The sequence below is a fragment of the Rhizobium sp. CRRU65 genome (assembly GCF_048551595.1).
GTDB classification, from domain to species: Bacteria; Pseudomonadota; Alphaproteobacteria; order Rhizobiales; family Rhizobiaceae; genus Rhizobium; species Rhizobium leguminosarum_J.
Window position 1 is genome coordinate 1 of record NZ_JBLYZH010000009.1, and the last position, 22,011, is coordinate 22,011.

Sequence of the window (22,011 nt, forward strand, 5' to 3'; positions counted from 1 at the left end):
GCCTTATGCAAACCGGGCGGTTCAAACGCTTTCGGGCGTAATCGTTTCGAAGGGAACCACGCGCTGAAGGATGGTTGTGCTGTCGCGGTGTTCCAGCGCTGCGATCATCGTGGCGATCAATTCGTCCGATATCTGATCCAGCGGATGGCACAATGCCGCCATGATCAGGCCTTCCGTCAAGCCCTTGCGCGTTTCCGGGCCGATGTCGCGGCAGACGACCCTGACCTTGTCCCGCTTTTCGACGGGTGCCTCGCGAAGAGCGCGCAGCACACCGGAAATTCCCCCTCCGACAATGAAAATGCCTCTGAGGTCGTCGAGTTCGGAGAGCAGCTGGCTGACGATCCGGTAGGCTTCCTGCGGCTCCTCATGCGTCGGCCGGCTGTCATCCACCTGAAGATGGGGCGCGTGCTCGCGCATATAGGATCGAAAGCTCGCATCGGAGACATCCTGGCACTGATAACGGTGATTGCCGATGAATACGGCGATCCGGCCGGGCATCGGCGTGGTCTGAGCCAGAAACCATGCGGCGGTCCGCCCGAGTTTCCAATTGTCGGTGCCGACGAAGCCGGCGCGATCCCGGGCGGACTGATCAGTTATATAGGCAACAACCGGCTTTCCCCTCTCCTTGAGAGATTGGATAGTTTGCCCGATCAACGGGTGGTCGCCAGCAATGACAGCAACTGCATCACAGCGTTTGCCAAGTGCTTCGAGACGATCTGCAATATTTTGTGGCTCGAGGACATCGACGAAATCGACCACAGCCACGACTTTCTCGTGCTGGCGTCTCGCGGCCGCCTCCGTGATCTTGGAGCCGAACAACCGGTAGAGCTCACGGCTCGACTGCTGGAGAAGAAAGCCGAAACGATAATTCGGCAGGAGCCGCTGCCTGCGGTCCTCGATCACGCCGCGGCCATAAAATCCAATCTCTTCCGCGGCATTCTGCACCCTCTCGATCGTTTCCGCACGCACTGCGCCGGTACCTCCGAGGATGCGGTTGACCGTGGCGATGCTGACACCGGAGGCCTGGGCAAGATCGGCAATGGTCGGTCTCTTCATGATATATTTCATTTCATTTTTGGATGAACTGAAATGATACATTAATTTCATCAAAACGCAATAGGCATTCCATTTTTGACGGTCCGCTGATACAAATATTCCAGCGAGTTGGGAGCCTTGCTTTGAGGAATTGTTACTCTCGACCGCCTTTTTGGGAGGAAATCACATGAGTTTTTCTATGCGCGCCGTACGCGGGCTGCTGGCTGGCGCTGTTTTCGTTCTTGGCGCTTCTTCTGTCATGGCCGCGAATATTGCTGTCGTCGGCGGCAAGACCGACGACGAATTCTGGAGCCGTATCAAGAAGGGCGTCGATGATGCCCGGCTCGTCGTCGAGAAGAATGGCGGCTCCGTCAGCTATCTGCAGCTGCAGACCTACGACAATCTCGGGCCTGACGCCGCCCAGCTCGTCCGCACGGCCATCAGCCAGGGCGTGACCGGCATCGTGGTGCCGGACTGGGTGCCCGAGGCGGAAGACGAGGCCATCAAGGCTGCCGTCGCCGCCGGCATCAAAGTCATTCTCATGAATGCCGGCAGCATCGACAAAGCGCGCGAGCTAGGCGCGATCAACTATGTCGGCTCGGATGAATACACCGCCGGCAAGGCAGGCGGCGAATATTTCGCATCCAAGGGTGCGAAAAATGTCATTTGCGTCAATACGCTTCCGGGTGCGGCAAACCAGGAGGCCCGTTGCAAGGGTGTCATCGACGGCATCACCGGAAAGGGCGGCACTGGCAAGCAGCTGCCATTGCCGGCGACCAGCTTCGGAGATCAGACGGCAATCGCCGAAGCCGTCAAGGCGACACTGCTCCAGGACGACACCATCGACGGCGTCCTCAATGTTGGGGCTTCCGACGCCGATGCGGCTGCAAGCGGGATCGCTCAGGCGAACAAAGTCGGCAAGGTTGCGCATGGCACCTTCGACCTGAACGCCTCGGGGCTTGCCCGCATCAAGGACGGTTCGCAGACCTTTGCAATCGACCAGCAGCCTTACCTGCAGTCGCTGCTGGGGGTTTCGCTTCTCGCCGCGCATATCGACTACGGCACCAACCTGCCGACCGCACCGGTGCTGACCGGCCCGGGCATCGTCGATGCGGCGAACATCGACGCCACCCTGGCCGGCGTCAAGGAAGGCGCGCGCTGATCGTTCGAAACGGGCTCCGGCCCGCGGGATATCCGCGGGTCGAAGTTTATCGACCGTGCGGACCGCCGCGTCCGCACGCCTGGAGATTCACGCCCAAACTGGGGTAGGCATATGAACAATCTTTCATTCGGCAACCTGTTGCGCCGTCCCGAGGCGGGTGCATTCCTCGGACTTGTCGGCGTCCTCGTGTTCTTCGTCGTATTCGGCAGCACCAAGTTCCTGGAGCCCGCCGGCGCCGCAAGCTGGCTCAACGTCGCCGCCAATCTCGGCATTATCGCTCTTCCCATCGGACTTTTGATGATCGCAGGCGATCTCGACATTTCGATTGGCGCGATGATCCCGGCCGGCTCCATGACGGTTGCGGTCCTCTCGGGCTACTATGATCTTCCCATATGGGTCGGAATGCTCGGTGCGCTTGCCTTCGGCCTCATCGTCGGGCTGGTCAACGGCTACCTCGTCGTGCACACGGCCGTGCCTTCGCTGATCGTAACGCTCGGCACTCTCTTTGCGGTACAGGGCCTGATGCTTGGCACCTCGGTTCTCGTCACCGGCACCACGAGCGTGGCGCTGACGGCAGACCCCTGGGCAAAGTTCCTTTTCGGGCAGTTCCTGGCCGGATCGTTTCAGGTGATCATTCTATGGTGGGTGGCCATCACCGCGATCTTCATCTTCTTCATTCATTTCTCGCCTTACGGGAACTGGATTTTCGCGATGGGCGGAGACAAGGTCAGTGCCCGCAACGCCGGCATTCCGACGACCCGTCTGACGATGGTCCTCTTCGTTCTCTCGGCGATGAGCGCGTCCTTCGTCGGCATGTGTCAGGCCATCCTGTTCAATTCCGCGCAGGTTTCGGGCGGAATGACATTCATCTTCAACTCGATCATCTCGGTCGTCGTCGGAGGTGTGCTGCTGACCGGAGGCTTCGGGTCGGTGATCGGGATCTTCTTCGGCACGATCACCTTCGCCGTCGTCAACCAGGGCATCTACTTCACGACCTTCGACCGCAATTGGTCGAGCCTGATCATCGGCGTGATGCTGCTCGTGGCCGTCCTCATGAACAATACGTTCCGCCAGATGGCGCTGACCTATTCACCCAAGAAGAAGAAGTGAGAGCTGAGACATGGCTGGCCCAATTCTTGAACTTGAAAACGTCAACAAGTCCTTCGGCCCGATCGATGTGCTCTACGACATCACATTGAGCGTCCACCCCGGTGAAGTGCTTTGCCTGCTGGGTGACAACGGCGCGGGAAAGTCCACGCTGATCAAGACCTTTGCCGGTGTCTACAAGCCGACGAGCGGCGCGGTGAAGTTCGAAGGCCGACCGATCGTCTTCCAGAATCCGCGCGAAGCCGCAGACCTCGGCATTGCAACGGTTCATCAGTTCGGCGGCACCTTTCCGCTGATGAGCATCGGCCGTTCGTTCTTCGTCGGGCGGGAGCTGACCAAGGGCTTCGGCCCGTTCAAAATCTACGACCGCAAAGCCGCCAATGAAATCGCGGTCAAGGCCGTGCGCGAATTCGGCATCACCCGCATCGACGATGGCGATCGGCTAATCGGCGGCCTGTCGGGCGGGGAGCGACAATCCCTGGCGATCGCCCGAGCCGTCCACTTCGGCGCCCGGGTGCTGATCCTCGACGAGCCGACCGCCGCTCTCGGCGTCAAGGAGGCGGCGCATGTGTTGCGTATCGTCCTGGAAGCGCGTCGTCGCGGCCTCGCCGTCATTTTCATCACTCACAACGTCATTCACGCCATGACGGTGGGAGACCACTTCGCGGTGCTCATCAAGGGTGCGAAGGCGGCCGACTTCCGCAAAGGTGAAAAGACGCGCGAAGAGATTACCGACCTGATGGCAGGAGGCGAGGCCATGGCCGAACTCGAAGCCGAAATCGAAGCGTACTCGACAGCGCATAGCGGACATCCCCCGCCGGTCTGATCGACCGCCGCCGCGGATGAACTCCAGAAACTCTAAAGAGCTCGCCTACCCCGGCGGGATGGCCCAGCACAATCATCGGACGGGTAACAGCCATGAAGATTGCAATCGACCCCTTTATGCATCGCCACCTCTCACTCGAAGAATTGCCCTCGAAAGTGGCTGAACTCGGATATGAGTGGATAGAGCTCAGCCCACGGGCCGATTTTCTCGAGTGGTTCAAGGCGCCGCGCGTGTTTCCGGCCCGCGCCAAGGCCTTCAAGAAAGCGCTTTCCGATGCCAATGTCGGCATTGCCTCGATCCTGCCGATGTATCGTTGGGCCTCAAACGATGAAAATGAGCGGCAAGCTGCCGTCAAGCACTGGAAGCGCGCCATCGAGATCAGCGTCGAACTCGGCGTCGACACGATGAACTCGGAATTCGGCCGCGGGCCCCATCCGGACAAGGGTTCGTGCTACTGCTGCCATACCGGTTCCATGATCGAGGCCTGCGAAGACGCCTGGTGGCGCTCGATGGAAGAGTTGGTGCCGATTTTTGAAAAGGAAGGCATAAATCTGCACGTCGAACCGCATCCCGAGGATTGGTGCGAGACCCTGCAGCCGGCGCTCGATATCATCAGGACGGTCAACTCGAAGAACGTCAAGTTCCTCTATTGCGCGCCGCATACCTTCTATTTTGGCGATGATACCAAGGCGATGCTCCGCGAAGCAAAGGACGTGCTCGCCCATGTCCATGTCGGCGACACTTTCAATCACAAGGCCTCTTCGGGGCTCCGCTACATCCTCAACCCTCCGGGCACGCAGGCCAGGGTGCATCAGCACCTGAACATCGGCCAGGGCGAGGTTCCCTGGGAAGATTTCTTCAGCACGCTGGCGGAGATCGGGTTCGACGGCATCATGACCGCATGCGTTTTCGCCTGGGAGGACAAGGCCGACCACTCCGGCAAGTTCATGCGCGCCGAAATGCAGCGCTTCGTCGACAAATACTGGACCGCGAAATAACGCGCGATGCCCCTCTAGCGGTTCGCGATGCATCCAGGAGATTGACGCGAGCGACCGCGACCGGGGGTTCTGCCCAGAACGCTTAAACATCACAGACATCATTCCTGGAAGGACAGAAGATGATCAACGGAGAAAGATCCATCGAGCGCCCCCTGCGCTGGGGCATGGTCGGCGGCGGCCGCACCGGGCAGGTGGGCTACAAACATAGAACCGGCGCCCAGCGGGACGGCACCTACCGGCTCATCTGCGGAGCCTTCGATCTCGACGCCGAGCGCGGACGCGACTTCGGCACGAAGCTCGGCGTTACTGCGGACAGGTGCTATGGTGACTATAAGGAGCTGATCGCCAAGGAGGCCGGGCGTGAGGACGGCGTCGAGGTCGTCTCGATCGCCACGCCGAACTTCACCCATTACGAGATCACCAAGGCGTGCCTCGAAGCCGGCCTTCACGTGATCTGCGAAAAGCCGCTGTTCTTCACCGTCGCCGAATGCGACGAGGTCGCCAAGCTGGCCAAAGAGAAGGGCCTGATCGTCGGTGTCACCTACGGCTTCACCGGCCATCCGCTGGTTCATCAGATGGCGGCGATGGTCAAGAAGGGCATGCTCGGCGATATCCGCATCGTCGACATGCAATATACCCACGGCTTCAACGCGGGCGACGATGTCGGCGCCGGCGAAGCCTTGAAATGGCGCACCAATCCCAAGACGGCTGGCCCGACCTTCGTTCTCGGCGATATCGGCACGCACCTCTACTATCTCTCCGAAGTAGTGCTGCCGCATATGAAGATCGAAAAGCTGCTCTGCGACCGCAAGGCCTTCATTCCGACCCGTGCGCCGCTCGAAGATCACGCGACCGTTCTCACGCATTACGACAACGGCGCCCGCGGCCGTCTTTGGGTGTCCTCGGTGGATGCCGGGAATATGGGTTCTCAGCGCTACCGCTTCGTCGGCTCCAAGGCCTCCGTCGAATGGTCCGATTCCCATCCCGACCAGTTGATTTACGAAGTGCAGGGTGAACCGAACCGTACCTTGCATCACGGCATGCCCTACCTCGAAGAGGAAAGCCTCGCCTACGATCGCATGGGCGCGCTGCACACCGAAGGCTTGGGCGACAGCTGGGCGAACATCTACCTCTGGATCGCCCAGGCGATCGACGCAAAACGCCGCGGCGACGAGGCCTTCCTCAAGAGCCATCATTATCCCGGCATCGAAGCCGGCACCGAAGGTGTGCGCTGGCTGGAAAACTGCGTCCGCTCGGCGGACGCAGGTTCGGCCTGGGTCGAGTTCAAGTGATCGATCAGGGGGCGCGTCGGATCTCCTCCATCCTCCCTCCCAGGCGCGTCCCCGACACCCTCTTTTAGAAAGACAATGACATGAAACTATCGATCTGCACCGATGTGATGGGCGACCTTTCCTTCACTGAGATGCTCGACAAATGCGTCAAACTTGGTGTCGAAGGTATCGAGATGACCGGCGGCGGCTGGTCGCGCGGACCGCACTTCCGTGCCGACGAGCTGCTGGCCGACAAGGGCCTGCTCAAGACCAAGCTGAAGGAAATCGAAGCCCGCGGCCTGGAAATCGCCGCGCTGAATTGCTCGGCAAACCCGCTCGATCCGGGTGACATGGGCAAGCGCCATCGCAAGGAAATGGAAGACACCATCCGCCTCGCCGGCGAAATCGGCGTGAAGACAATCGTCACCATGTCCGGCCTGCCAGAAGCCGCCCCCGGTGACACAGTGCCGAACTGGCTGGTCTACACCAAGAGCTGGCCGAATGAGATGCCTGAGCGCGACCGATATCAGTGGGAAGATCGGGCCTTCCCGCTCTGGCACGGCCTGGTCAAGCTCGCCGATGAAGTCGGCGTCGAAAAATATGCGCTGGAAAACTTCTCGGCCATGCTCGTATGGAACCCCGAGACCCTCTTCCGCCTGCGCAACGAAGTCGGTGCGAAGGTCGGCATGAACCTCGACCCGTCGCATCTGATGTGGATGGGCGCCGACCCGATCGCCTCCGCTCGTGCGCTGGGCAATGCCATCCACCATTGCCATGGCAAGGATACCCGCATCGAGCGCGGCCTCGCCGACGTCAACGGCCTGCTCGAGCTCAAGGACGTCACCGACGTCGCCAATCGCAGCTGGAACTATGTCGCCGTCGGCGCCGGCCATGACCTGCAATGGTGGAAGGAGTTCTTCTCCGTGGTGCGGATGGTCGGCTACAATGATTGGGTCAGCCTCGAGATGGAAGACTTCACCATGTCGACCGAGGCCGGCATCCAATCCTCCATCGATGCACTGCAGGCAACAATCAGCCGCTGATGAAGAGGCGCGGGCGACATTCGCCCGCGCTCCCTTTGCATTGGTCGTTTCCTGCGAAGAGGCCGGCGATGTCCAAACCGATCACCATGACAGAATTCAATAGTACTGCGAGGAAACCGACATGACCAAGACATTGGACGTGATCACGATCGGGCGCGCCGGCGTCGACCTCTATGGGGCACAGGTCGGAGGACGGCTGGAGGATATGGGATCCTTCGAAAAATATATCGGCGGCAGTCCGACCAACATTGCCTGCGGCACGGCGCGGCTGGGCCTCAAGTCGGCACTGATCTCCCGGGTGGGCGATGAGCATATGGGCCGGTTCATCCGCGAGGAGCTTGCCCGGCATGGCGTCGACGGCAGGGGCGTCGTGACCGATCCCGAGCGCCTGACGGCGCTCGTCATCCTCGGGATCCGGGACGAGGAACGTTTCCCGTTGATATTCTACCGGGAAAATTGCGCCGACATGGCACTTTGCGAGCAGGATATCGATGAGGCTTTCGTTGCCAGCGCCCGTTCGGTGCTGGTGACGGGAACACACCTCTCTAATCCGCGCACGGAAGCAGCCGTGCTCAAGGCGCTCGGCTTTGCCCGCAAGCATGGGGCCAAGACGGCTCTCGACATCGACTATCGTCCAAACCTTTGGGGGGTGGCCGGCCATGGCGAGGGAGAAAGCCGCTATGTGGCAAGCGGGCAGGTGACCGAAAAGCTCCAGGCGACGCTTCATCTGTTCGATTTGATCGTCGGGACGGAGGAAGAATTCCACATCGCCGGCGGGACGACCGATACCGTGGCGGCACTGCGGGCCGTGCGCACCGTGACTGCGGCGACGCTTGTCTGCAAGCGCGGCGCCAAAGGGGCGGTCGCATTCGAAAATGCGATACCGGATAATCTGGACGAGGGCATTTCAGGTGAGGGTTTCCCGGTCGAAGTCTTCAACGTTCTCGGCGCCGGAGACGGCTTTTTCGCCGGGCTGCTGAAGGGTTGGCTTGACGGCGAGGATTGGCCGACCACCCTCAGATACGCCAATGTCTGCGGCGCTTTTGCCGTCTCTCGTCACGGCTGCACACCGGCCTATCCGTCACTTCAGGAGCTGAATTTCTTCCTCGAGCGCGGCATGACCCGCCCCGACCTGCGCAATGACCCCGCGCTGGAGCAGATACACTGGTCGACCAACCGCCATGGCGACTGGTCCGAGATGCGCGTCTTCGCCTTCGATCATCGGATGCAGCTCGAAAGCATGGCGGGCTACACGCCGTCGAAGGGCGGCGCCTTCAAGGAGCTTTGCCTTGAAGCGGCACTCGAGGTGCAGAACGGGCGTTCCGGCTACGGAATCCTCTGCGACGACCGGATCGGCCGACGCGCACTCCACGCCGCCTCCGGGACCGGCCTTTGGATCGGCAGACCCTGCGAATGGCCGGGGTCTCGGCCTCTGACCCTGGAGCCGTCGCTTGGTCCCGATTGCGGGGGGCTTTCGGAATGGGCGCGCGAGAACGTCGTCAAGGTGCTCTGCTTCTGCCACCCGGATGACGACGAGGCGACCTGGGCCCGGCAACTGGCGGAAGTGCGGCGACTTTACGTGGCCTCGCGCCGCAACAGACTGGAATTCCTGCTCGAGGTCATCCCTTCCAAGGTCGCAAACATCACTATGGACACGACCGCGACGCTCATCCGCAGCTTCTACGCCGAAGGCATTTATCCTGACTGGTGGAAGCTGGAACCGATGGACGAGCCCGAAGCTTGGGCGCAGGTCTGTGCCGCCATCGAGGACAACGATCGTCATACAAGAGGGATCGTCGTCCTCGGCCTGGATGCGCCGGAGGACGTGCTGAAGGCGAGCTTCGAAGTTGCCGCGCGCTTCCCGCTCGTCAAGGGATTTGCCGTCGGCCGGACATCTTCGGCTCGGTCGCGCGCGGCTGGTTCGAGGGCTCGATCACTGACGAAGAGGCCGTCGAGGAAATGGCGAAACGATATTCCCGGCTTTGCACGGTCTGGGACGGCGCGCGGGCGCGCGTTCAGGAGGCAGCAGAATGAGCACGATACGACTGACCGCCGCGCAGGCCATGGTGAAATGGCTCTCGGTCCAGATGACGGAGGATGGCGAGCGCTTCATCGAAGGCGTCTGGGCGATCTTTGGTCACGGCAATGTCGCCGGCATCGGAGAGGCGCTGCATGGGATCGGCGACGCCCTTCCCACATGGCGCGGCCAGAACGAGCAGACCATGGCGCATGCGGCAATCGCTTATGCGAAGACACTGAAGCGCCGGCGCGCCCATGCCGTGACATCCTCGATCGGCCCGGGCGCCACCAATATGATCACGGCCTGCGCACTTGCCCATGTCAACAGATTGCCGGTGCTTTTCATACCCGGCGACGTGTTCGCCAATCGCCGCCCCGAGCCGGTGTTGCAGCAGATCGAGGATATGAACGACGGGACCGTCAGCGCCAATGACTGCTTCCGGCCGGTCTCGGCCTATTTCGACCGGATCGCCCGTCCCGAGCATCTCCTGACTTGCCTGCCGCGCGCCCTGGCCGTCATGACCGATCCCGGCAGCTGCGGCCCCGTTACGCTCGCCTTCTGCCAGGATGTGCAAGCAGAGCTCTACGACTACCCGGAAGCCTTTTTCGAACCGAAGGTGTGGCGCATCCGCCGTCCCGAACCGGATCCGCGTGAGGTCGCAGATCTTGCCGATGCCATCCGGGCTGCGCACAAGCCAGTGATCATTTCCGGCGGCGGCGTCATCTATTCTGAGGCCGAGGCCGAACTCGCCGCATTCGCGGAGAAGCACCATATCCCGTTTGTCGAAACGCAAGCCGGGAAGGGGGCCAACAGCTGGGAGCACCCGCTGAATTTCGGGTCGCCGGGTGTGACCGGATCGGCTTCGGCCAATGCGCTTTGCGCCGAGGCGGACCTCGTGATCGGCATCGGCACGCGCTTCCAGGATTTCACGACAGGCAGCTGGACGCTCTTCCGCAATCCCTCGCGCCGGCTCGCTTCAATCAACCTTGCCGGATATGATGCAACCAAGCATTCGGCATTTCCCTGCGTCGGCGATGCCAAGGTCACTTTGGCGCGCCTGTCCGCGGCGCTCGAAGCGTATCGTGGGGCCGGCGTCGACGCCGGGAGCAGGACCGACTGGCACCAAACGGTCGAGCGCGTGACGGCGGCGCCGGAGGCGGACGGACCTGGAAATCTGCCCACCGATGCGCAAGTCATCGGCGCCGTGCAGCGGGTGGCGACGGAAAACTCCGTGGTCATGTGCGCGGCCGGCACCATGCCGGGCGCATTGCAGGTGCTGTGGCAATCTGCCAAGGGCGGATACCACATGGAATATGGTTTTTCCTGCATGGGGTACGAAGTGGCGGGCGCCATGGGCATCAAGCTCGCCCGCCCCGACAAGGAAGTCATCTGCTTCGTCGGCGACGGCTCCTACATGATGGCCAATTCGGAACTCGCCACCGCCGTCATGCGGCGGGTGCCGTTCACCATCGTGTTGACCGACAATCGCGGTTACGGCTGCATCAACCGTCTGCAGATCGAGTGCGGCGGCGCTGAATTCAACAACATGTACAAGGACTGCAATGTCGACGTGCAGCCCGAAATCGACTTTGTCGCGCATGCCGCCTCGATGGGCGCCCATGCCGAAAAGATAGGGTCCATCGCCGAGCTTGAGGCACGCATCGTGGCGGCGCGGGAACGGAACATTCCGAGCGTTCTGGTGATCGACACCGATGCGGTTCCCGGGACCGACGCAGGTGGCCACTGGTGGGATGTCGCCGTTCCGCAGGTCGGCGGCCCAGAGCGGCTCGAGCAGGCCCGCACGCGTTACAAGGAGAATGCCGCCAATCAACGCGCGTTTGATTGAAGGACAGCAACTTGGCTGGATGCTCCCGCGACACTGCGGACGCCTGCACGCAAAGATCAGTCTGGACACTATTATGGACACGTGTTCTATAAAATGGACAGACTCGACGGGAGCACGCCATGCATCTTTCCATGTGGACTTACCCTTGGGATATCCAGGACCAGGGGCTCGACGCCTTTGCCGCCGAGCTTCGCGGCCGTGCGGGCCTGACGACGGTCAGCTTGGCGACCTCCTATCACGCCGGCCGGTTTCTGCAGCCGCGGAGCCCGCAGCAGAAGGCCTATTTCCCCGAGGACGGGACGGTCTATTTCCGGCCGGATGAAAGCCTGTGGCAGGACAAGCTGATCCGGCCGCTGACGGCTACGAATGTCACTGAGCGCGGCGACATGTTGGAAGCGCTCGTCAAGGGACGCGAGGCGACGGGTCTCAAGGTCTCCTGCTGGACGGTCTGCCTGCACAATAGCCGCCTCGGCATGCTGCATCCCGATCACGTGACGCGGAACGCCTTCGGCAATCCCAACTATTACAATCTTTGCCCCTCCAGCCCGGCGGCGCGAGCCTATGCCGTCACTCTTGTGCGCGACATCACGACCAACTACCGGCCCGATATGGTGGAACTCGAGAGCCCGAACTTCATGGGATTCGCGCACGAATACCATCACGAGAAGGATGGCGTCGGCCTGAATGCCGAAGACGATTTCCTGCTGTCGCTTTGCTTCTGCGACCATTGCACGGCGCGCGCCATAAAGGCCGGCGTGCCGGTCGAAGGCGCACGCCGGTCGGTCGCACGCTTCATCGCCGAACTCTGCGAAAGGGCTGTCCCGGAACGGCAATTCCCGGACTTCCCGGCAGCCGGTATCGATGCCTTTCGCGACCAGCCTGAGCTGCATGCCTATCTCACTTGGCGCAGCGAACCGGTGACCAGCCTGATCGGCGAGATCAAGGCGGCCGCCAATCCGGAGACACGCATTGTGCTCATCGACCTGAAGGACGGCTGGCTCGGCGGTGTCGATCTCGCCGCCGCCGGCAAGCTCTGCGACGGGGCGATCCTCTGCTGCTACGACATGCAGCCGGACGCCGTCGCCGATGTCATCCGAACCGGCCGGGCGGCAATCGGACCGGGCAAGTTCCTCGGGGTGGGCCTGCGCGTCTTCTATCCCGAGGTCAGCGGCCCCGAGATCCTGGCCGCACGCGCCAAGGCCGCCGTCGATGCCGGCGCTGACGGCGTGAACTTCTACAATTACGGCCTGATACCGGCAAAGCGTCTCGCCTGGGTCAAGGCAGCGGTCGATGCCATCACCTGAGCGGATCAGCGCTACTCAGGATGCGATGGGTTCGGCGACCTGGATGAGGCAGTCGCCGGCCTGGCTGTCGCAGTGCAGCCTGTGGGAAATGACAATACCGCTCTCGGCGAAGCGCAGCTCTTCCTCCGACTGCTCCAAGCGTTCGAGGTCATGATACCATCCGGCAAGGTCGCCGGCGGAAACGGTGGCGCCGAGGACTGCGGCCGGCTCGAACCAGCCTCTGCGGTTCGCATAGATGCCCTGGCTATGTCTAGATAGTGAAAGCAGCTGCAACGGTCCCGGCTCGGCGAGCGGCACGCGCGACAGGACCGGATGCTTCACGATGCCGAGTGTGACGAGCAGCCGGTCGATCGCCGCCGCCGTGAAAGCCATTGTCTCAGGCGTCACGGTACCGCCGCCGCCGAACTCGCCGGAAAGACCGATGGTTCCGGCCCTTGCCGCAGCCCCCATCGATGTCGGTGCGGTCGGCCCGTTATCGGCGATGAAGGCATGCGCCGCACCCGTGGCGCGCATCAGCGAAACGGACCGCTCGAAGCGAGCGGTATCGGCCTGCCGCTCGATCAGCGTGCAGGGCAGGTGCGCCATGGAGGCGCCGCCCGAATGCAGGTCGAGCACGACGTCATGGCGCGGAAAAAGTTCATGTTCGAGGAAATGCGCCATCCGCGCCGTCGGCGATCCGCTGGGATCACCGGGAAACGCCCGATTGAGGTTGCCGCCGTCGAAGGGCGAGCAGCGCTTGGCCGCCATCACCGCCGGCAGGTTCGCCATCGGCAGGATGGTGACGGCGCCGCGGATTTCGGCGACATCCAGCAGCCGCATCAACCGGCCGAGCTGGAGTTCGCCCTCATACTCGTCGCCATGATTGCCAGCCATCAGCAACAAAGACGGCCCCTCGCCATTTTTCAGGCGAAGGACCGGAATGCGGATCTGATAATAGGGCGAACGGTCGATCGAATAAGGAATGGCGAGGTGGCCGGCCTGCCGGCCCTCGCGCGAAAAGTCGATCGGATTGACGAGACCGCTATGCATGATGTCTCCAGTGCGGACGGTTGCGATGCCGTCAAAGGGCGGCGACGGCAGTCATTTCGACGCGCAGATCGGGATCGGCGAGACGAGCTTCGGTGCAGGCGCGGGCCGGCGGGTTTTCGATGTCGATCCAGTCATCATAGACGCTGTTCATCGCCTCGAAGTCGACGATCGCCGGCAGGAAGACATTGACGGCGATAAGGCGCGAGCGATCGATACCCGCCTCTTTCAAAAGGGCGTCGATCTTGCCGAGCACGTCGCGGGTCTGATCCTTGATATCAGCCTTGCGATTTTCCGCGACCTGGCCGGCAATATAGACGAGGCCGCCGTAGCTGACGGCTTGGCTCATACGCGAGCCTTTCTGATAACGCTGGATCATGGCGGGTTTCCTTTTCTTGCTTTTGGAGGGAGAGTTCAGCCAAAGCTGGTCAGATAGGCTGTCGTCACCGAATGGTCCGGATCGAGGCCGTAGAGGATGGCATGCCGGTCAAGGCAGGTGCAGGGATGCGAGATGCCGCACTCGATGACGTCGCCGACCGCGACGTCGCTGCCGTCGGCAAGGGCCACGAAGGCGTGCTGATCGTTGAGGCGAAACACTTCAGTACTTTCGAGATCAGCAAGACGCGCCCCATTGCGATAGAGCGCCAGCGGCCGCGGCAGGCCTTGGTCCATCGCCACGTCGCGCATGCCCATGCCGCAGATCGCCAGCAGCGGCTCCGGCCGGGAGAGGACTTCGGCCCAGACCCGCAGCGCCGGACGGAAACCCGCGGCCGCCGAGATCGTTTCGCCGCCGATGCGGAAACCGCCGCGTGCATCGAGGCCGGCAAGGCCGCGCTCGTAGATACCGTGATCGTGGAAGAAGATCGCACCGCTGCGCAGCACCAGCCGGCAGGCGGGATCGGCCGCAACGGCGGCTGCAAGCCTGGCAATCACGACGTCGAAAAACACTGAGCCGCCGGCCGTGACCAGGAGCGGCCGCTCGTCGCCGATGCGGGCGCGCAGCTTCGGCAGGAAATCGGATGTCACCGCCATCAGCGCGTCGATGCGACGCATCGTCTCTTCCGCATCGGCGGTCGCGGCCGCACCTTCATAGGCGGCGATGCCGGTCAGCCGGAAGGCCGGCGTCTCCGCGGCAAGGATCGCCTCCAGAATTGCCTCGGCGGCGGCGACGCCGCGGGCACCGGCGCGACCGGCACCGAACTCCACCAGCAGACCGAGGGGCGGCAGATCGACACGCTCCTGCCAGGCGGAGCGAAGAGCCTCGACGAGCGTCGTCGAATCCACGAAGATATGAAGTTCCGCATCGGGATAGTGGCCAAGCAGGGCCGCGAGCCGGCGGGCAGCGGCGGCCCCGCCGATCTCGTTGGCGAGGATCAGCCGGCGCTGTCCCGCCTTGAGCAGGACGGCGGCCTGGCGGATATCGGCGACCGTCGTACCCCAGGCGCCTGCCGCCAGAAGTGCCTCCGCCAGCGCCATCGACATCGGTGTCTTGGCGTGCGGAGCGATATCGGCGCCGTGGCTCATCACATAGGCCATCATCAGTTCGACATTTCCCGTGAAAGCCTGCCGGTCGAGCGAGATCAGCGGCAGGGCCATCCTGCCGTCATAGGGCTTCCATCCCTGCTTGCCGATTGCAGCAAGCGGAAGCGGCGGATTGCCCGGCGGAAAGCCGCGCACCTGCTCGTCGATCAGCACGTTTTCCGTCGCAGTATGGAGGTCAGACATCGCAGCCACTCCTGATCTCGGCCGGATCGGCGATGCCGAGGCGATAGGTTTCATTGGCGGTGGCAAAGAACAGGGCGCGCTGCTCGTCGTAAGAGAGCTCTGAGGCGACCGCTCGGAAAACCTGGTAGACCTCGTCGAAGGAGGCGTGCAAGCCCGCGACCGGAAAGTCGCTCGCGAACATGGCACGCGCCGGGCCGAAACAATCGAGGCAATGCTCGATCACCGGCCGCAGGCTTTCGAGCGTCCACTTATTGTCATAGGCGACGAGGTCGGAAATCTTCAGGCGCAGATTCGGCTCACTGCCGAGCGCCCGCAGGCCGCGGCGCCAGAGCGCCATGCCGTCCTCCGTCCGGTCAGCCGGGCTGCCGCCGTGGTTGAGCACGAAAAGCGTTTGCGGAAAAGCACGCACCAGTTCGAGCGCCTCATTCATCTGCCAGGGATAAAGCATAAGGTCGAAGACCAGTCCGAGCCGCGTGGCATGGGCAAGTCCCGCCCGCCAGCTGGGATCGTCCATGCGGTTCGGGCGCGGCGCAAAACTCTTGGCCGCTTCAGGATGCCAGCTCAAAATATCACGGATGCCGACGACATTCGGGTTCGCCGCTTCCGCCTCGAGCAGGCTTATAGTGTCCGGCCCGTCGAGAGAAACGCGCGCGATATAACGGCGCGCCACACCGGAGCTGCGGTCGAGGCCATCCAGCCAGCGGCTCTCGTCAAGCGGGTAGGCAACGGACCAGCCGGCCTCCACATGCACGGTTGCAATCACGTTCTGGCGGGCAGCATCGGCGCGATAATCGTCGATGCTGTAGTCGCGCAGGATCGGCGCGAGGTTTCCGAAAACCATCTCTTCGCCGGAAGCTCTGGCCTTCTGCAGCCAGGGATGGCGTTGCAGGCTGAGGTCCCAGAGGTGGTGATGCGGGTCGATCACCGGCCCGTCATAGAGCTCCGTCATCTGCGCGCCTCGCGTCCGGAAACCAGCAGAAGAGCGAGGATCAAGGTGCCGAACATGATCGACCGCCAGCCGGGGGAGGCATTGACGACGGTGATCAGCGCCGTCGTCGTCACAAGCAGGATTGCCCCGGGAATGGTGCCGGCATAGGTGCCGCGGCCACCGAGGATCGAGCTGCCGCCGAGCACGACGGCGGCGATCGAGGTCAGCAGATAGGGGTCGCCGATGCCGACGTATCCTTGCCGGTTCATGCCGAGCACGAGAATGCCCGCAAGCCCTGCGAAAAAGCCGGACAGAGTGTGGACGATCAGCGTGTTGCCCGTGACGCTGACGCCGGAAAGTCGGGCCGCCAGCGGGTTTGCCCCAAGCGCCAGGAAACGGGCGCCGATCGGCATGCGGTGGACGAGCAGCAGGACGACGATCGAGACGACAAGCCACAGGATAATGCCTGAGGGAATGCCGAGCGGCCGCGCCTGCCCGAGCAGAATGACCGCCGGATTGCTGACGGTAACCGCGCTGCCGCCGGCGACGATGACGAGCAGCCCCTGCAGGAAGGTCGCCATAGCCAGCGTCATGATGATCGGCGGCACGCGAAGATAGGCAGCACCGGCGCCGTTCATCAGGCCGATAGCCGCGGCGATGGCAAGGGCCGCCGCGATGCCGGCGAGGCCGGTCGGGTCCCAGGCTGGCGAGATCAGCGGCAGCAGGATCGCCGTGACTGTTATGACCGCGCCGACGGAGAGATCAATGCCGCCCATCAGGATGACGAGCGTCTGGCCGGCGGCGGCAATGCCGATCACCGCGGCGAGTTCGAGCAGGTAGCGCAGGTGGCCATAGGCACCGAAACCACGCAGCGTGAAACTTGCGACGATCCAGACGAGCGCGACAAGAAGGAAGGTCAGCAGCGGCGGATTGCGGAACGCGGACCTGATGATGTTCATCGCCTTGCCCTCCAAGCCCCAAGAAGTTCCGGCACGGCGACCGCGCCAACGATGATCAACCCTTGCGCGACATATTGGGCGACCGGCGGGAAACCCAGGAAGAACATGACGTTGATCATCACCGAGAGCAGCAGGCTGCCGCAGATCGCGCCGCGCATCGTGCCCTTGCCGCCGAGGAAACCCACGCCGCCGAGCACGGCAGCGGCGATCGAGTTCAGCGTGAAGGGCGTGCCGATGACGGGATCACCCGAGCCTGTCTGCGCAGCGACGAAGAGACCGGTCAGGGCTGCGAGAAGACCGGACAGCGCGAAGGCGACAACCTTCACCCGTTCGACCGGGACACCGGAGCGGAACGCGCCGACCGGATTGTCGCCGGCCGCGTAGATGCCGAGGCCGAGCGGCGTTGCCAGAAAGGCCTTCCACAGGACCAGGATCACGACGAGCAGCAGGAAGGCGACGGGCGTGTGGCCGGCCAGTACCGTCGACAGCCAATCCGGAATGAACCCACCCGGCCGCGGCAGCAGGATGAGCGCGACCCCGCCGATGATGAAGGAGCCGGCAAGCGTGACGATGATTGCAGGAAGCCTCAGATAGGTAACGATGACACCGATGGCGGCGCCGATCGAAAGACCGGCAAGCGAGACCGCAAGAATGCCGCCCGGCACGCCGAGCGCCCCTTCCATCGTCGTCGCGGCAATCACCGCTCCAAGGCTGACGAGCGGGCCGATCGCCAGCGTGATGCCGCCGTTCAGCATGAGCAGCGCCTGCGCCATGGTGACGAGCGCGAGCGGGAACCAGTTCTGCGTGAACTTCGAAAAGCCGCCGATCGAAAGGATGCCGGGAAAGAGCAGCGCATAGAGAATGAGAAACGCGGCGACAACCAGATAGAGGCCGGCAAGGCCGCGGTTGCGGCGGAGCTGGATCGAGCCGTAGAGCCGGGAGGACGAACTTGTGCTCATGCCGCCTCTCCCTGCGTCGTGGTGGTGATGCCCATGGCCGCTCCGACGATCGCTCCTTCGCTGATTTCATCTTGCGACAGCACCGCGGCGACGACGCCCTCGCGCAGAACCACGACACGGTCGCAGAGATGCACCAGCTCCGGCGTATCGGAGCTCGCCAGAATGACGAGCCGCCCCTCGGCGGCGAAGGCACGGAGCATGAGATAGATTTCCCGCTTGGTCTCGATGTCGACGCCGCGCGTCGGATCGTTGAGGAGCAGAACGGAGGGATCGAGCGGCAGCCACTTGGCGAGCGCCACCTTCTGCTGGTTACCGCCGGAAAGCGCCTGCACCGGGCGGGCCGTATCGCCCTTGATCGTCAGCCGGCGCGCCAGATCGGCGACCAGACCGTTTTCCGCCGGCCGGTCGCGTAAGCCCTTGCGGGCGAGCCGTCCAAGCGAGGGCAGGATGAGATTGGAGGCGATGGAATGCGGCAGCACCAGCCCCTCATGCTTGCGGTCGGCCGGGACATAGACGATGCCGGCGGCATTCGCCTCGCCGACACTGGCGGGCAGGGCGGGTTTGCCGGATACTTCCGCCCGACCGGCCGAGGCTGGAATCGCACCGTAAAGGCCAAGCAGCAGATCTTCCTGCCCTTGTCCCACGAGCCCGCCGATACCGACGATTTCGCCGGCGCGGGCGGAGAAATCGATGTCACGCACCATGCCGGCGGAAAAACCTTCGACGCTGATGCGAATCGCGCCGGGTGCCGTGACGGAGCGCGGCGGGAACAGGTCGCCGGTCTCGCGACCGACCATCAGGCGCACCAGGCCTTCGCCGTCGATCCCGGACAGCGACTGGTCGGCGGTGACCAGGCCGTCCTTCAGCACCGTGACATGCGAGCACAGCGCCTGTACCTCGTTGAGGCGGTGGGAAATATAGAGAAGTGCCGTGCCGCGGTCTCTCAGCGTCTCGATCAGGCGGGCCAGGATGCCGGCTTCGTGCGCGGAGAGCGATGAGGTCGGCTCGTCCAGGATCAGCACACGCGGCTTGCGGAACAACGCCTTGGCGATCTCCACCATCTGACGGCGCCCAAGCGCGAGGTCGGCGACCGGCATGTCGAGCCGCTCGGTGAGCCCGACCATATCGCAGACGTCTGACACGCCGCGATGAAGCGCTCTGTAATCGATAAGGCCGAACCGGCGCGGAAAGGCGCCGAGCCCGATGTTTTCGGCAATCGAGAGACTGGCCGTGAGGCTCAGCTCCTGCTGAACGACGGCAATACCCGCGCCACGCGCAGCCGCCGGGCTGAAGCGTTCGACCGGCTTGCCGTCGACGAGGATGGAACCGCCGTCCGGCTGGAGAGCGCCGGACAGGAGGTTGATCAGCGTGGACTTGCCGGCGCCGTTTTCGCCGAGCAAGGCGTGAACCCTGCCCGGCAGAAGGGTGATGTCGACGCCCTTCAAAACGGGATTGCCGAAAAATCCCCTGAACACCTGCCGGGCTTCCAGCAGGGGTCTTTTTTCCGTCATGACGGCTTTCCTCAACCCGAGTTACTTGGGCGGATTACTTGGCGGCAAGCAGCTTGTCGAAGAGCGCCTTGTCGTAGTCCGAGTAGATATAGCCGTCCGCCGGAAACTTGTCGGCGCGGGCGAGGTAGCTGCCGATCGTGCTGTCGTCGATGACAGGCAGCGGCACCTTGACGAAGGCCGGAACGTCCTTGCCTTCCAGCGCCTGCACGGCGGTGTAAACGGAAAGCGCGCCGAGCCAGTTGGGCTGCATGGTCGCCCAGCCCTTCAGGCCCTTCTCCTTCCACAGCTCCAGGAACTGCCTGGCGTTTTCGCCTGTTGTCGGCACCTGGTCGCGGCCCTGACGCTCGAAGGCCAGCACCGAGCCGGCCGATAGCGCGCCGCCGAGCGACAGCACGCCGTCGATTTCGGGATTGGCAAAGAGCAGGCTGGTCATCGCCTCCTGTGCCGGGGCGACGTTGTATTCCGTGTTCGTCTCGGTGATCACCTGGAGACCGGGATTGGCGTCAAGGACCGGCTGGGCGCCCTTGCGGCGGTCGTCGCTCACCGAAATGCCGGCCGGGCCGTTCATGATGATGATCTTGCCCTTGCCGCCGAGCTGGCTGACCATCCACTTTGCAGCGGTCGCGCCCCATTCGTTGGAATCGGTGTTGATCTTCGCCGTCACCTTGTCGGTATTGACCAGACTGTCGAAATTCACGACGGCAATGCCCTTGTCGCAGGCATCGGATATGACGCGGTCGAGCGCGTTGGAGGAACCGGCGATCACCACGATGGCGTCGACATTGGCGTCGATCATCGACTGGATATGCTGGATCTGGGTCTGGGCGTTACCCTGCGCGTCCGTGATCATCAGGTCCTTGACGAGGCCCGCCTTCTTCAGCTCCTCCACTTCGGCCGTGATGGTGCCTTCGGTCTGCTTCATCCAGGTCGGCACCGAATAGATGTTTGCCCAGCCGATCGTATAGGGCGCTTTCCTGTCACCCTTGATGCAATTGGCGGCGGCCGAGGCCGTACCGGCCGAAAAGACGAGGAGTGCCGCCGCGGCGGCAGCACCTGCGAGAAGGCGGCGGCGTAGCGAAGCGGAAATGCCGTTTTCAAGATTCTTCATGTCGATCCCCTTTTTTGTGTGCGGCAGCGTTGACGGCTTGCCATTGGTGTCCAATATAATGTACATGTGATCTATATACCGGACGAGGCGATCTTATGCCGATTTTTCTACCTCGCAAGAGGGGTGGGAAAATTTCATTCGCGGCGAATGACGGGATCGATTGACAGATGCGGCAGTCGGCTTGAAAAGCTTGGCCGGACAAAAAGGGATCGATAGAAATGGATGCAGTTCAGGACGAAGCAGCCGGTAAACGCGCCCGAGGGCTCGACCGCGCCTTCGAGATCCTCGATTTCCTGCGCCAGAAACGGCAGGCCCTGAAGCCGAATGAAATCGCCGCGCAGATCGGCGCGCCGCGCTCATCGGTTTACGAGCTCGTCAACCTGCTGCTGCAGAATGGTATCCTGGAATTCACCGGCGGCGAGGGGCGTGTCTATCTCGGCCGCAAACTGTATTTCCTCGGCGCAGCCTATGAGAACCATTTCGACTTCACCCGCGAATGCGAGGCGGCGCTGGAACAGCTTGCCGACGAGACGCGGGAGACAGCGCAGTTCTGCATGCTGGATGGAAACAGATACACGGTCGTTCGCATGCGCGAAGGCGCGCGCCCCTTCCGCATTTCGACGGATGTCGGGCAGTCGGTGCCGATCCCGTGGACGGCGTCGGGCCGCCTGCTCGTCGCACACCTGTCGGATCAGGACATTCTGAACTTCATTCCGCCGCAGGATTTTCGCCTGCCGAACGGCGAATGGCTTGAGCCGCAAACCTTCATCGCCGAGGTGCGCCAGGCCGAGCGCGAAGGTCTCTTCACCTTCAACAGCATCGTCGACAGCTTCACCCACTGTTTTGCCGTACCGGTGCGGGGCGAGGAAGGCCATGCAGCCGCAACGCTCTGCCTCGTCACGCCACGCGACGATGGCATCGCCAACCGGGACCGCTACCTCGACTGCCTGAAGAAGGCCGCCGCCGGCCTCGACCATGCCCCGACCCGGCCAAAACGAGGCTGATGCCCTGAGCACATCAAGGCATTGATCTCAGGTAGCACGGGCGTTCGTGCGAAAACCGCCATTCCCTTGCATGCTCGTCACACTGGATCCTCGCTCCGGCGGGGCTGCAAGCGGGCATAAGACGCTCAGAAGACCTATTGCCATTTGTCGTCTCGGCCGGGCTCTTCGCCACGCCCGCA

The 22,011-nt window shown here is 62.8% G+C and carries 18 protein-coding genes and 1 pseudogene; 10 read left to right on the plus strand and 9 right to left on the minus strand.

Translation table 11 applies throughout. The features are described from left to right. Nucleotides 1–21 precede the first annotated feature (21 nt). Nucleotides 22–1,059, minus strand: a complete 1,038-nt coding sequence (locus tag ACM5SV_RS19005) for a LacI family DNA-binding transcriptional regulator (protein WP_081250661.1) — start codon at nt 1,057–1,059, stop codon at nt 22–24. Nucleotides 1,060–1,222: 163 nt separating this feature from the next. Between ACM5SV_RS19005 and ACM5SV_RS19010 the strand changes: the two genes are divergently transcribed. From ACM5SV_RS19010 to ACM5SV_RS19050, 9 genes and pseudogenes are all read left to right on the plus strand, one after another. Further along, a complete protein-coding gene (locus ACM5SV_RS19010) occupies nt 1,223–2,197 on the plus strand; it encodes a substrate-binding domain-containing protein (RefSeq protein ID WP_168341848.1) in 975 nt (324 codons plus the stop codon). A gap of 111 nt (nt 2,198–2,308) precedes the next feature. Continuing rightward, nucleotides 2,309–3,307, plus strand: coding sequence for an ABC transporter permease (locus tag ACM5SV_RS19015; RefSeq protein WP_024320315.1), 999 nt, complete (start codon nt 2,309–2,311; stop codon nt 3,305–3,307). 10 nt (nt 3,308–3,317) lie between these two features. Then, entirely contained in the window at nt 3,318–4,130 is an 813-nt protein-coding gene (locus tag ACM5SV_RS19020; RefSeq protein WP_018449063.1) for an ATP-binding cassette domain-containing protein, read from the plus strand. A gap of 92 nt (nt 4,131–4,222) precedes the next feature. After that, nucleotides 4,223–5,128: a sugar phosphate isomerase/epimerase family protein gene (locus tag ACM5SV_RS19025; RefSeq protein ID WP_047612241.1), complete on the plus strand. Its 906-nt coding sequence runs from the start codon at nt 4,223–4,225 to the stop codon at nt 5,126–5,128. Between the two features lie 119 nt (nt 5,129–5,247). After that, nucleotides 5,248–6,420, plus strand: coding sequence for a Gfo/Idh/MocA family protein (locus tag ACM5SV_RS19030; protein WP_419425348.1), 1,173 nt, complete (start codon nt 5,248–5,250; stop codon nt 6,418–6,420). 80 nt (nt 6,421–6,500) lie between these two features. Further along, the gene (locus ACM5SV_RS19035) at nt 6,501–7,442 is read left to right on the plus strand and encodes a sugar phosphate isomerase/epimerase family protein (RefSeq protein WP_419425349.1); all 942 of its coding nucleotides are present in this window, start codon (nt 6,501–6,503) and stop codon (nt 7,440–7,442) included. Nucleotides 7,443–7,563: 121 nt separating this feature from the next. Next, nucleotides 7,564–9,476, plus strand: a pseudogene (locus tag ACM5SV_RS19040) (bifunctional 5-dehydro-2-deoxygluconokinase/5-dehydro-2-deoxyphosphogluconate aldolase). Then, nucleotides 9,473–11,308 (plus strand): 3D-(3,5/4)-trihydroxycyclohexane-1,2-dione acylhydrolase (decyclizing), encoded by a 1,836-nt coding sequence (iolD, locus tag ACM5SV_RS19045; protein WP_419425350.1) that lies wholly within the window; start codon nt 9,473–9,475, stop codon nt 11,306–11,308. Before ACM5SV_RS19040 ends, iolD begins: the two are co-directional and overlap by 4 nt. A gap of 119 nt (nt 11,309–11,427) precedes the next feature. Next, nucleotides 11,428–12,612, plus strand: coding sequence for a hypothetical protein (locus ACM5SV_RS19050; protein WP_222027050.1), 1,185 nt, complete (start codon nt 11,428–11,430; stop codon nt 12,610–12,612). Nucleotides 12,613–12,627: 15 nt separating this feature from the next. On the opposite strand, the gene ACM5SV_RS19055 is transcribed toward ACM5SV_RS19050, so the two are convergent. From ACM5SV_RS19055 to ACM5SV_RS19090, 8 genes are read right to left on the minus strand one after another with little or no spacing between them, the layout of a single operon-like run. Beyond that, a complete protein-coding gene (locus ACM5SV_RS19055; RefSeq protein WP_113544846.1) occupies nt 12,628–13,641 on the minus strand; it encodes a succinylglutamate desuccinylase/aspartoacylase family protein in 1,014 nt (337 codons plus the stop codon). A 31-nt stretch (nt 13,642–13,672) separates the two neighbouring features. Beyond that, on the minus strand, nt 13,673–14,017 hold the full coding sequence (locus tag ACM5SV_RS19060) for a RidA family protein (RefSeq protein ID WP_029873569.1): 345 nt from the start codon (nt 14,015–14,017) through the stop codon (nt 13,673–13,675). A gap of 35 nt (nt 14,018–14,052) precedes the next feature. Next, on the minus strand, nt 14,053–15,363 hold the full coding sequence (locus tag ACM5SV_RS19065; RefSeq protein ID WP_419425351.1) for an alanine racemase: 1,311 nt from the start codon (nt 15,361–15,363) through the stop codon (nt 14,053–14,055). Beyond that, nucleotides 15,356–16,312 (minus strand): amidohydrolase family protein, encoded by a 957-nt coding sequence (locus ACM5SV_RS19070; RefSeq protein WP_419425352.1) that lies wholly within the window; start codon nt 16,310–16,312, stop codon nt 15,356–15,358. Before ACM5SV_RS19070 ends, ACM5SV_RS19065 begins: the two co-directional genes overlap by 8 nt. Further along, on the minus strand, nt 16,309–17,250 hold the full coding sequence (locus tag ACM5SV_RS19075; protein WP_017997592.1) for an ABC transporter permease: 942 nt from the start codon (nt 17,248–17,250) through the stop codon (nt 16,309–16,311). The genes ACM5SV_RS19070 and ACM5SV_RS19075 overlap by 4 nt, the downstream gene beginning before the upstream one ends. Further along, nucleotides 17,247–18,209 (minus strand): ABC transporter permease, encoded by a 963-nt coding sequence (locus tag ACM5SV_RS19080; protein WP_062940422.1) that lies wholly within the window; start codon nt 18,207–18,209, stop codon nt 17,247–17,249. Before ACM5SV_RS19080 ends, ACM5SV_RS19075 begins: the two co-directional genes overlap by 4 nt. Further along, the gene (locus ACM5SV_RS19085) at nt 18,206–19,720 is read right to left on the minus strand and encodes a sugar ABC transporter ATP-binding protein (RefSeq protein ID WP_222015404.1); all 1,515 of its coding nucleotides are present in this window, start codon (nt 19,718–19,720) and stop codon (nt 18,206–18,208) included. The genes ACM5SV_RS19080 and ACM5SV_RS19085 overlap by 4 nt, the downstream gene beginning before the upstream one ends. Before the next feature lie 34 nt (nt 19,721–19,754). Continuing rightward, complete coding sequence (locus ACM5SV_RS19090; RefSeq protein ID WP_130794954.1) at nt 19,755–20,828, minus strand: ABC transporter substrate-binding protein; 1,074 nt, start codon at nt 20,826–20,828, stop codon at nt 19,755–19,757. Between the two features lie 218 nt (nt 20,829–21,046). On the opposite strand from ACM5SV_RS19090, the gene ACM5SV_RS19095 reads away from it, so the two are divergent. Beyond that, entirely contained in the window at nt 21,047–21,832 is a 786-nt protein-coding gene (locus ACM5SV_RS19095) for an IclR family transcriptional regulator (protein ID WP_012760654.1), read from the plus strand. Nucleotides 21,833–22,011: the final 179 nt, after the last annotated feature.